Annotated in this window: 10 protein-coding genes; 9 read left to right on the plus strand and 1 reads right to left on the minus strand. The window is 68.1% G+C overall.

The window, feature by feature from the left end; all coding sequences use genetic code 11:
* Positions 1–90 precede the first annotated feature (90 nt).
* Together KF910_RS13820 and KF910_RS13825 are read left to right on the plus strand one after the other, a co-directional pair.
* Complete coding sequence (locus tag KF910_RS13820; RefSeq protein ID WP_292263931.1) at positions 91–969, plus strand: SDR family NAD(P)-dependent oxidoreductase; 879 nt, start codon at positions 91–93, stop codon at positions 967–969.
* Positions 962–2,005 (plus strand): serine hydrolase domain-containing protein, encoded by a 1,044-nt coding sequence (locus KF910_RS13825; protein WP_292263934.1) that lies wholly within the window; start codon positions 962–964, stop codon positions 2,003–2,005. The genes KF910_RS13820 and KF910_RS13825 overlap by 8 nt, the downstream gene beginning before the upstream one ends.
* A 21-nt stretch (positions 2,006–2,026) precedes the next feature.
* Here KF910_RS13825 and KF910_RS13830 read toward each other — a convergent pair whose 3' ends face one another.
* Entirely contained in the window at positions 2,027–3,358 is a 1,332-nt protein-coding gene (locus KF910_RS13830) for an MFS transporter (RefSeq protein ID WP_292263936.1), read from the minus strand.
* A gap of 98 nt (positions 3,359–3,456) precedes the next feature.
* On the opposite strand from KF910_RS13830, the gene cyoA reads away from it, so the two are divergent.
* From cyoA to KF910_RS13865, 7 genes are all read left to right on the plus strand, one after another.
* Entirely contained in the window at positions 3,457–4,530 is a 1,074-nt protein-coding gene (gene cyoA / locus KF910_RS13835) for a ubiquinol oxidase subunit II (protein WP_292263938.1), read from the plus strand.
* Between the two features lie 15 nt (positions 4,531–4,545).
* Positions 4,546–6,546 carry a cytochrome o ubiquinol oxidase subunit I gene (gene cyoB / locus KF910_RS13840; RefSeq protein WP_292263940.1) on the plus strand — a complete coding sequence of 667 codons (2,001 nt, stop codon included), beginning with the start codon at positions 4,546–4,548 and terminating at the stop codon, positions 6,544–6,546.
* The gene (gene cyoC, locus KF910_RS13845; RefSeq protein WP_292263942.1) at positions 6,543–7,184 is read left to right on the plus strand and encodes a cytochrome o ubiquinol oxidase subunit III; all 642 of its coding nucleotides are present in this window, start codon (positions 6,543–6,545) and stop codon (positions 7,182–7,184) included. The genes cyoB and cyoC overlap by 4 nt, the downstream gene beginning before the upstream one ends.
* On the plus strand, positions 7,181–7,549 hold the full coding sequence (cyoD, locus tag KF910_RS13850) for a cytochrome o ubiquinol oxidase subunit IV (RefSeq protein WP_292263944.1): 369 nt from the start codon (positions 7,181–7,183) through the stop codon (positions 7,547–7,549). The genes cyoC and cyoD overlap by 4 nt, the downstream gene beginning before the upstream one ends.
* Entirely contained in the window at positions 7,462–8,262 is an 801-nt protein-coding gene (locus KF910_RS13855; RefSeq protein ID WP_292263946.1) for an SURF1 family protein, read from the plus strand. The genes cyoD and KF910_RS13855 overlap by 88 nt, the downstream gene beginning before the upstream one ends.
* The gene (locus KF910_RS13860) at positions 8,259–8,723 is read left to right on the plus strand and encodes a group III truncated hemoglobin (protein ID WP_292263948.1); all 465 of its coding nucleotides are present in this window, start codon (positions 8,259–8,261) and stop codon (positions 8,721–8,723) included. Before KF910_RS13855 ends, KF910_RS13860 begins: the two co-directional genes overlap by 4 nt.
* Positions 8,724–8,808: 85 nt before the next feature.
* The coding region (locus KF910_RS13865) for an ATP-binding protein (RefSeq protein WP_292263950.1) at positions 8,809–10,040 on the plus strand (1,232 nt) is incomplete at its 3' end.

Consider the following 10,040-nt stretch of genomic DNA (forward strand, 5'->3'; position numbering starts at 1 on the left):
ATTCAGCCGGAACCGCGAAGCGGTTCCGGCTGAAACGATCAGGCTCTAAGCGCCCCCTCTGACATCACAGCCAAATACGGGAGTTCAGCCATGAGGCTAGAAGGACGTGTCGCCATCGTGACGGGCGCGGGCGGGGGACTGGGCCGCCAGCACGCCCTCTATCTGGCCCGCCAGGGCGCCCGGGTGGTGGTCAACGACCTGGGCCAGGAGGCGGCCGACGCCGTCGCGGCCGAGATCGTCGCCGCCGGCGGCGCGGCGATCGGCGTGGCCGCCTCTGTCACCGACGAGGTCGGGGTCCAGGCCATGGTCCAGCGGACGCTGGACGAATGGGGCCGCATCGACATCCTGATCAACAACGCCGGCATCCTGCGCGACAAGAGCTTCGCCAAGATGGAGATGGCCGACTTCCGCCTGGTGGTCGACGTCCACCTGATCGGCGCGGCCATCTGCTGCAAGGCCGTGTGGGAGGTGATGCGCCAGCAGAACTACGGCCGCATCGTCATGACCACCTCGTCGTCGGGCCTGTATGGCAATTTCGGCCAGGCCAACTATGGCGCGGCCAAGATGGCCCTGGTGGGCCTGATGCAGACCCTGGCCATCGAGGGCGAGAAATACAACGTCCGCGTCAACAGCCTGGCCCCGACCGCCGCCACCCAGATGACCCAGGGCGTGCTGTCGGCGGAACAGCTGACCGACCTGGACCCGGCCCTGGTCAGCCCGGCCCTTCTGGCCCTGGTCGTCGACGACGCCCCGACCCGGGCCATCGTCTGCGCCGGCGCCGGCCATTTCGCCCGGGCCTATGTGACCCTGACGACCGGCCAGTATGTCGGCGCGGGGGACGATGCGGGCGAGCGGCTGATCGGCCAGTGGGACCAGGTGTCCGACCCCTCGGGCGAACTGGTGCCCGACTATGGCTTCACCCAGGCGGAACGCGAGGTGACCAGCGCCATCGCAGCCCGTCGTGGGTAGGATCGCGCCCGGCGCGCCGTCGCGCCGGCGGCTGCTGGCCGGCGCCGGCGCCCTGGTCGCCGCGGCGGGGGCGGGACCCGCCCTTGCCTGGCCCGGCGATGAACCGGCGGCCCTGTCGGTGATTCTGGACCGTGCGCTTGCGGACGGTTCGACCAGTCTTCTGGTCCTGCGGGACGGCGCGGTCGTGGCCGAACGCTATGCCGCCGGCTGGGACGCCGAGACCCCGCGCGAAATCGCCTCGGTCGGCAAGAGCATCGTGGCCGTGCTGCTGGCCCAGGCGCTGGAGGACGGTTTCCTGACCGGCTTCGACCAGTCGGCCTGCGACTTCATCCTCCAATGGCGCGCGGATGACCGGCGGGGGATCACCCTGCGTCACCTGATGAGCATGACCTCGGGCCTGGACGATACGGGCCTGGCCCTGCGCGGGGTCGCGGGCGACCAGTTCGAGATCAACGCCGCGGCGCCCCTGCGGGATCCGCCTGGCGCGCGTTGGGCCTACAACACCGCCGCCTATCACCTGCTGTTCCACATCCTGGCGCGTGCGACCGGAGACACGGTGGAGGCCTACGCCCATCGGCGGCTGCTGGGGCCGCTGGGGATGACGCGCACCACCTGGATCACCAGCCCCGGTGTCGGGGCGGACGGTCCGGTGACCAACTATTACAGCGCCGAAGCCACGGCGCGCGACCTGGCCCGGTTCGGTCGGCTGATCCTGGACGAGGGGCTATGGGAGGGCGAACGCCTGATCAGCGCCGATCATGTGCGGTTGCTGACCTCTGCGTCCCAGACGCTGAATCCGTCCTATGGCCTGCTGTGGTGGAGCAACGCCCTGCCGGGCATGGACGCGACGCAGCGGGTGCAGGGCCGGCGCTTTCCCCATTCGCCCCAAGACACCGTCGCCGCCCTGGGCGCGGGCGGCCAGGCGGTTCTGATCGTCCCGTCGCACAGGATCGTCGCCGTTCGCCAGGGCGTGACGCCGCGCGATCCGACGCTGTTTGACGACCTGATCGTGGCGGCGATCGGCGCCGTCGGCTGAGCCTTTCGCAGGGCGGCTGCCTCAGCCTTCCTTGCGGCCCCATTCGCGGTTGATGGCCAGGGCGATGACCGAGGCCGCGGCGCCGGACAGCAGATAGGCGCCCACCGCCCAGACGCCGAAATTGTGCGCCAGGAACAGGGCCACCAACGGAGCGAAGCCCGCGCCCACCAGCCAGGCCGAGTTGGCCACGATGGCGGCGCCGGTATAGCGATATTCGATCGGGAAACGGTCGTTGACCAGGCCGGACGACTGACCGAAGGCCAGGCCAAGAAGCACGAAGCCGAGGATCATATAGGCGGTCTCGCCCACCGCCCCGGCGTTCAGCAGCTGGGGCGCGAAGCCGCTGTAGGCGCCGATCAGCACGGCCGAGACGGCCAGCACCGCCCGTCGTCCGACACGGTCCGCCAGAACGCCCGAGGCCAGCATGGCCAGGACCCCCACGCCCGCCCCCACCATCTCGATCAGCAGGAAGCGCACCGGCTCCTCGCGCGCGGTCAGGGTGACCCAGGACAGGGGGAAGACGGTGACGATGTGGAACAGGGCGAAACTGGCCAGGGGCGCCAGGGCGCCCAGGGCCACGGCTCGCCAGTGCTTGAACACGGTCTCGAAGGCCGGCGACGGCTGCAGCTCTCGGCTCTCGAACAGACGTGCGAACTCAGGCGTGGCGACGATGCGCAGCCGCGCGAACAGGGCCACGACATTGATGGCCAGGGCCACGAAGAAGGGATAGCGCCAGCCCCAGGCCAGGAAGTCCTCGCTGGACAGGCCCATCAGGAAATAGGCGAACAGGGCGGCGGCGACGATCAGGCCCAGGGGCGCGCCCAGCTGGGGGATCATGGCGTACCAGCCGCGCTTCTCCTTGGGCGCGTTCAGCGCCAGCAGGGTCGGCAGCCCGTCCCAGGCCCCGCCCAGGGCCATGCCCTGGCCGAACCGGAAGATGGCCAGCAGGATCGCCGACCAGGCGCCGACGCTTTCGTGGCTGGGCAACAGGGCGATGGCCATGGTCGAGCCGCCCAGAAGGAACAGCGCCAGGGTCAGCTTGGTCCCCCGCCCATGGTTCCGGTCGATCCAGAGGAACAGCAGAGTGCCGAACGGCCGGGCGATGAAGGCCAGGGAGAAGAGGGCGAAGGAGAACAGCGTCCCCGTCACCGGATCGACATAGGGGAAGACCAGGGCCGGGAAGACCAGCACCGAGGCCAGGGCATAGACGAAGAAGTCGAAGAACTCGCTGGTCCGGCCGATGATCACCCCGATGGCGATCTCGCTGGGGCGGATGACGTGATCGTCCGCATTGACGACGCGCGCATCCCGTTCGAGGGGCGTGGAGGTCGAGGCGCCGTTGGGTGCGCTCATCATCAGACTCCTGAGGCGGCCCCGATGGGCCCGATCGGCCGCGCCGGGCGGTCGTCTGTTCCTGTGCCGTTATCTACCGTAAGGAGGGATTGGACAAAATGTCCAATGTAGCCCTCGACGGGCGCAGCCTATCGGCCAATGTCATGTGCGAAACACCGCCCTTCGCCAGACGCCTCAGCGCCCTGGCCCTGTTAACATCCTGCGGGATATTGGCGGGGTGCCAGCGCGCCGTGCTGAATCCGGCGGGCGACATCGCCCTGCAGCAGCGAAATCTGATCTACGCCTCGACCGGGCTGATGCTGCTGGTCATCGTGCCGGTGATCATCATGGTCGTGGTGTTCGCCTGGAAATACCGGGCCAGCAACCGCAAGGCCAAATACGATCCCAAATTCCACCATTCCACGGCGCTGGAGCTGGGGATCTGGTCGATCCCCCTGCTGATCATCATCTGCCTGGGCGCCATGACCTGGTCCAGCACTCACCTGCTGGATCCGTTCCGGCGGCTGGACCGAATCGCGGAGGGCCGGCCGACCAATCCGGCCGAGGCGCCCCTGGTGGTTCAGGTCGTGTCGATGGACTGGAAATGGCTGTTCATCTACCCGGATCAGAACATCGCCACGGTCAACGAACTGGTCCTGCCGATCGACCGCGAGGTGCGGTTCGACATCACCTCGACCAATATGATGAACACCTTCTACGCCCCCACCCTGGCGGGGATGATCTACGCCATGCCCGGCATGCGCAGTCAGATGCACGCCGTGCTGAACCGGCCGGGCGACTATGAGGGGATGTCGGCCAACTACAGCGGCGCGGGCTTCTCGCACATGCGGTTCCGGCTGCGCGGCGTGGAGCCCGCCGCCTTCGACCAGTGGGTTCGCCAGACCCAGGCCACGGGCACGGTGCTGACCACCGCCGACTATCTGGCGCTGGAGAAGCCGACGGAGCGTCACCCGGTGACCCTGTACAGCGCGACGCCGCATGGGCTGTTCGAACGGGTCGTGAACCGCTGCGTGGCGCCGGGCACGACCTGTATCGCCGACCAGATGCACCACAAGGACCAGGCCGCCGCCGAACAGGCCCGGTCCGGCGAGCGTGGTCCCCAGGGGCCTGCCCAGGACCCGGCCCCCTCGTCGCACACGGCGCCGGTGACCGGCCGGACCGCGCACGGCTAGGCTGAAGGAAACCCCATGTCCGATCCCAATCCCGCCTTCAGCCCGATCTTCGGCCGCCTGAGCCTGGAGTCCCTGCCGATCCACGAACCGATCCTGGTCGGCACCTTCGCCGTCGTCGCCGTTCTGGGCGTGGCCGTCCTGGGTCTGGTCACCCGCTTCAGGCTGTGGGGCTGGCTGTGGCGCGAATGGCTGACCACGGTCGATCACAAGAAGATCGGGATCATGTATATGATCCTGGGCATCATCATGCTGCTGCGCGGCTTCGCCGACGCCTTGATGATGCGGTTGCAGCAGGCCATGGCCTTCGGCGGCGCCGAGGGCTACCTGAACGCCCACCACTATGATCAGATCTTCACCGCCCACGGGACGATCATGATCTTCTTCGTGGCCATCCCCCTGATCGTCGGACTGGTGAACTACGTCATGCCGCTGCAGATCGGGGCGCGGGACGTGGCCTTTCCCTTCCTGAACAGCCTCAGCTTCTGGCTGACGGTGGCCGGCGCCCTGCTGGTGATGGCGTCCCTGTTCATCGGCGAGTTCTCGACCGCCGGCTGGCTGAACTACGTCCCCGTCGCCAATGCGGAGAACAGTCCCGGCGTGGGGCCGGACTACTATCTATGGGCGCTGCAGATCGCCGGGGTGGGCACCACCCTGTCCTCGGTCAATATGGTCGCCACCATCCTGAAGATGCGCGCGCCGGGCATGACCCTGATGAAGATGCCCGTCTTCACCTGGACGGCCCTGTGCAGCAACGTCCTGGCCCTGGCCATCTTCCCGGTGCTGACCGCGGCCTTCGCCCTCTTGATGCTGGACCGCTATATCGGGACCAACTTCTTCACCAACGATCTTGGCGGCAACGCCATGATGTACTGGAACCTGGTCTGGATCTGGGGTCACCCGGAGGTCTATGTCCTGGTCCTGCCGGTGTTCGGCATCTATTCCGAGATCACCTCGACCTTCTCGGGCAAGCGGCTGTTCGGCTATTCGTCGATGGTCTACGCCACGGTGGTCATCACCATCCTCAGCTACCTGGTGTGGCTGCACCACTTCTTCACCATGGGCTCGGGCGCCAGCGTCAACAGCTTCTTCGGCATCGCCACCATGGTGATCTCGATCCCGACCGGGGCGAAGATCTTCAACTGGCTCTTCACCATGTATCGGGGCCGCATCCGGTTCGAGCTGCCGATGGCCTGGGTCATCGCCTTCATGATCACCTTCGTGGTCGGGGGGATGACGGGGGTGCTGCTGGCCGTTCCGCCGGCGGACTTCGTCCTGCACAACTCGCTGTTCCTGGTGGCCCACTTCCACAACGTCATCATCGGCGGGGTCGTGTTCGGCCTGTTCGCCGGCATGACCTACTGGTTCCCCAAGGCCTTCGGGTTCAAGCTGGACGGCTTCTGGGGCTGGGTCAGCTTCTGGGGCTGGGTGATCGGTTACTGGGTTGCCTGGACGCCGATCTATATCGTCGGCCTGATGGGCACGACGCGCCGGGTCCGCCTGTTCGAGGATCCGACCCTGCAGCCCTGGTTCATCGTCGCCGGCATCGGCGCCCTGATCATCCTGGTCGGCATCCTGGCCTTCGTCATCCAGATCGCCGTCAGCATCAGGAACCGCGACAGGCTGCGCGACACCACGGGCGACCCGTGGGACGGCCGGACCCTGGAATGGTCCACCGCCTCGCCGCCGCCGGCCTACAACTTCGCCTTCACCCCGGTCGTCCATGACCTGGACGCCTGGTACGACATGAAGGATCGCGGCCATCAGCGCCCGGCCAAGGGCTTCGCCCCGATCCACATGCCGCGCAACACCGGGGCGGGGGTGATCCTGTCGGCCCTGGCCCTGATCCTGGGCTTCGCCATGATCTGGTACATCTGGTGGCTGGCGGCGCTCAGCTTTGTGGCCATGCTGGGCTATGGGATCGCCCATACGTTCAACTATGACCGCGCCTACTATGTCCCGGCCGAAGAGGCGGCCCGCGACGAGGAAGCCCGGCGGACGCTGGAGGCCCGGGCATGAGCGCGGCGCGCAAGGTGACGGCGGAGACGCCGACCTTCTATCTGGTCGAGGAACAGGGCCACGATCACGGGCACGCCCATGCGGCCAGCCCGACCATGCTCGGCTTCTGGATCTACCTGATGACCGACGCCCTGATCTTCGCGACCCTGTTCGCGACCTACGGGGTGCTGGCCACCGCCTATGCCGGCGGGCCGACGCAGCGGGAGCTGTTCGACCTGCCGCTGATCGCCCTGAACACCGGCTTCCTGCTGGTGTCCTCGATCACCTACGGCATGGCCATGATGGCGATGCAGGCGGGGCGCAAGGCGGGGGTCCAGCTGTGGCTGGTGGTCACCGCCCTGTTCGGCATGGCCTTCATCGCGGTCGAACTCTACGAATTCTCGCACATGATCGCCCATGGGGCGGGGCCGCAGCGCAGCGCCTTCCTGTCGGCCTTCTTCACCCTGGTGGGCACCCACGGCCTGCACGTGACCGCGGGCATTCTCTGGATCGGCGTCATGCTGGTCCAGGTGGCCCGCCGTGGCCTGATCGCCGACAACCAGCGCCGCCTGATGTGCCTGGGCATGTTCTGGCACCTGCTGGACGTCGTCTGGATCGGGGTCTTCACCTTCGTCTATCTGCTGGGGGCCATACAATGAGCGCGCACGACGCCGGCGAGGCCCGCATCAAGCCCCGCGACTATGTGGTCGGCTTCCTGCTGTCGGTGGTGCTGACGGCCATTCCGTTCTGGCTGGTCATGTCCGGCACGCTGGCGCCGACGATGACGGGCATACTGGTCACCCTGTTCGCCATCGCCCAGATCATCGTTCACACCATCTTCTTCCTGCATGTGAACACCCGGTCCGAAGGGGGATGGACCCTGTTGGCCCTGGTCTTCACCGGGATCATGGTGGTGATCGTCATCCTGGGTTCGCTATGGATCATGTATCATCTGCACGGCAACATGATGCCGATGGCCCCGCCGCCGGTCCCGGTCGCGCCGGCGGGCGCCCCGGCGATCTGATCCGCCCGCTTTTCCTGGGCCTGTGCCTGGCGCTGGCTGTCGGGTTCGGCGCCCTGGGCGTCTGGCAGTTCGAGCGCCTGGGGTGGAAGCACGAACTGATCCGCACGGTCGAGGCGCGGCTTCAGGCCGCGCCGGCGCCGCCCCCGGCCTGGGCCGACTGGACCCCGGCGGACGCCTATCGCCGGGTGGTCGTCCAGGGCGTCTTCCTGCACGACCGCGAAACGCCCGTTCAGGCCGTGACCGAGGCAGGACCCGGCTGGTGGATCATGACGCCGCTGCGCACCTCCGAAGGCGTGATCCTGGTCAACCGCGGGTTCGCGCCCGCCGATCGCAAATCGCCCGCCGAACGGCCCCAGGGCCAGATCGAGGGCAGGGTGCGCGTCACCGGCCTGTTGCGCACCAGCGAGCCGGGCGGCGCCTTCCTGAGAGCCAACGCCCCCGACGCTGGACGATGGTATTCGCGAGATGTTCGCGCCATCGCCAGGGCGCGCGACCTGGACGGGCCGGTCGCGCCCTTCTTCATCGACGCCGACGCCACGCCCAACCCGGGCGGCTATCCCGTCGGCGGCCTGACCGTCGTGCGGTTCCGCAACAGCCACCTGGAGTACGCCCTGACATGGATGGGGCTGTGCGCCCTGTGCCTGGCCGGGGCGGTGATCGTCTGGCGCAAGGGACCGCGTTCCAATCGCCTGGTGGAAGGAGGACCGCAATGACGGATTCGCGACGCGCCGACATCGTCTCGGCCATCCAGGCCGAGACCGGCATCGACGAGACGATGATCCATGACCTGGTGCACGGGTTCTACGACCGGGTGCGCCGGGACGACCTGTTGGGCCCGGTGTTCGAGGCCCATGTCGACGACTGGACCCCGCATCTGGAGCGGATGTGCGAGTTCTGGTCTTCGGTCGCCCTGATGAGCGGCCGATACCATGGGCGGCCCATGCCCAAACACCTGCCCCTGCCGGTCGACGGGCGTCATTTCGACCGCTGGCTGCGCCTGTTCGAGGAGACCGCTCGCGACCTGTGCCCGCCCCGCGCCGCCGACCATTTCATCGAACGCGCCCACCGCATCGCCGAGAGCCTGGAACTGGGCGTGGCCTCGGCGCACGGCGTCATCCTGATGAAGGGCGAGAGGCTGCATCGCCCGGAGCTTGATGCGAGATCGCCATCCTGAAGCCGACGCCGGACTGCTTGGCCCGTTTGCGCGATGGGGCGTGCTCGCGGTAGGCGACGGGAGAGCTTCTTGGACGCCTGGACAGATGGACCGGCCTATTCTCGCCCTGACCCGCGCCCGCCCCGGCGTGCGCGCGGCCGTCGCCCCGCATGCGGTAGCGGCGCGCAACATGCGGCTGCTGGTTCAGCTGCGCTGGATCGCGGTGGGCGGTCAGCTGCTGACCATATTGGCGGTGCATTTCGGCCTGGGCCTGCCCCTGCCCATGGCGCCCATGCTGGCGGTCGTCGCCGTCCTGGCCGTCGTCAATCCCGTGGTGCGGCGGATCAGCTACAGCCGGCCCATCGGGCAGGAGGCGATCCTGGCGGCCCTGCTGCTGGACGTCGCCGCCCTGGCGATCCAGCTGTATTTCAGCGGCGGTGCGGCCAACCCCTTCATCTCCCTGTTTCTGCTGCAGCTGGTTCTGGGCGCCATCTTGCTGGAGCCGCCGCTGGTGGCGATCCTGGGCGTGGCCATGGCCGCGGCCTTCGTCGGATTGTCCATCGATAGCGTTCCCCTGACCTATCCGCCGCATCTGAGCGGCGCGGTTCCGCGGCTGCAGGCGTTCGGCGCCTGGCTCGGCTTCGTCATGACCGGGGGGCTGCTGGTCGTCTTCGTCGAGCGGGTGATCCACAACCTGCGGGCGCGCGACGCCTATCTGGCCGAACTGTCGCAGCGCGCGGCGGAAGAGGAGGGGATCGTCCGCATGGGGCTGCTGGCCTCGGGCGCCGCCCACGAACTGGGCACGCCGCTGTCCTCCCTTTCGGTGGTCCTCAACGACTGGAGTCGGATGCCGCGCCTGGCCCGTGACCCCGAACTGGCTGGCGAGCTGGCGGAGATGCAGCGCGAGGTCGGCCGCTGCAAGACCATCGTCGGGGACATTCTGCATTCGGTCGGCAATCCGCGGGGCGAGGAGCTGGCGCTTATCGAGGCGGATGACCTTCTGGGCGCGGTCGCGGCGAACTGGCGCGCCGTCCATCCCGCGATTCCCCTGATCCATGACGGCGGCGGCCTGGACGGCGCCGCCGTGGTGGCCGAACCGGCCCTGCCTCAGGTGATCGCCAGCCTTCTGGAAAACGCCGCCGAGGTCTCTCCAGGGGCCGTGTATCTTTCGGGCGGGATCACGGCCGACGGGCTGGAAATCCGCGTCGCCGACGATGGACCGGGCTTCGCGCCGGATACACTGGCCGCCGTGGGTCGGCCCTATCAGTCGACCAAGGGGGCGGGGCGCGGCCTGGGCCTGTTTCTGGCGGCGGCTCTGGCCCGGCGCCTGGGCGGGCG

Source organism: Brevundimonas sp., assembly GCF_019636155.1.
In the GTDB taxonomy this organism is placed as follows: Bacteria; Pseudomonadota; Alphaproteobacteria; order Caulobacterales; family Caulobacteraceae; genus Brevundimonas.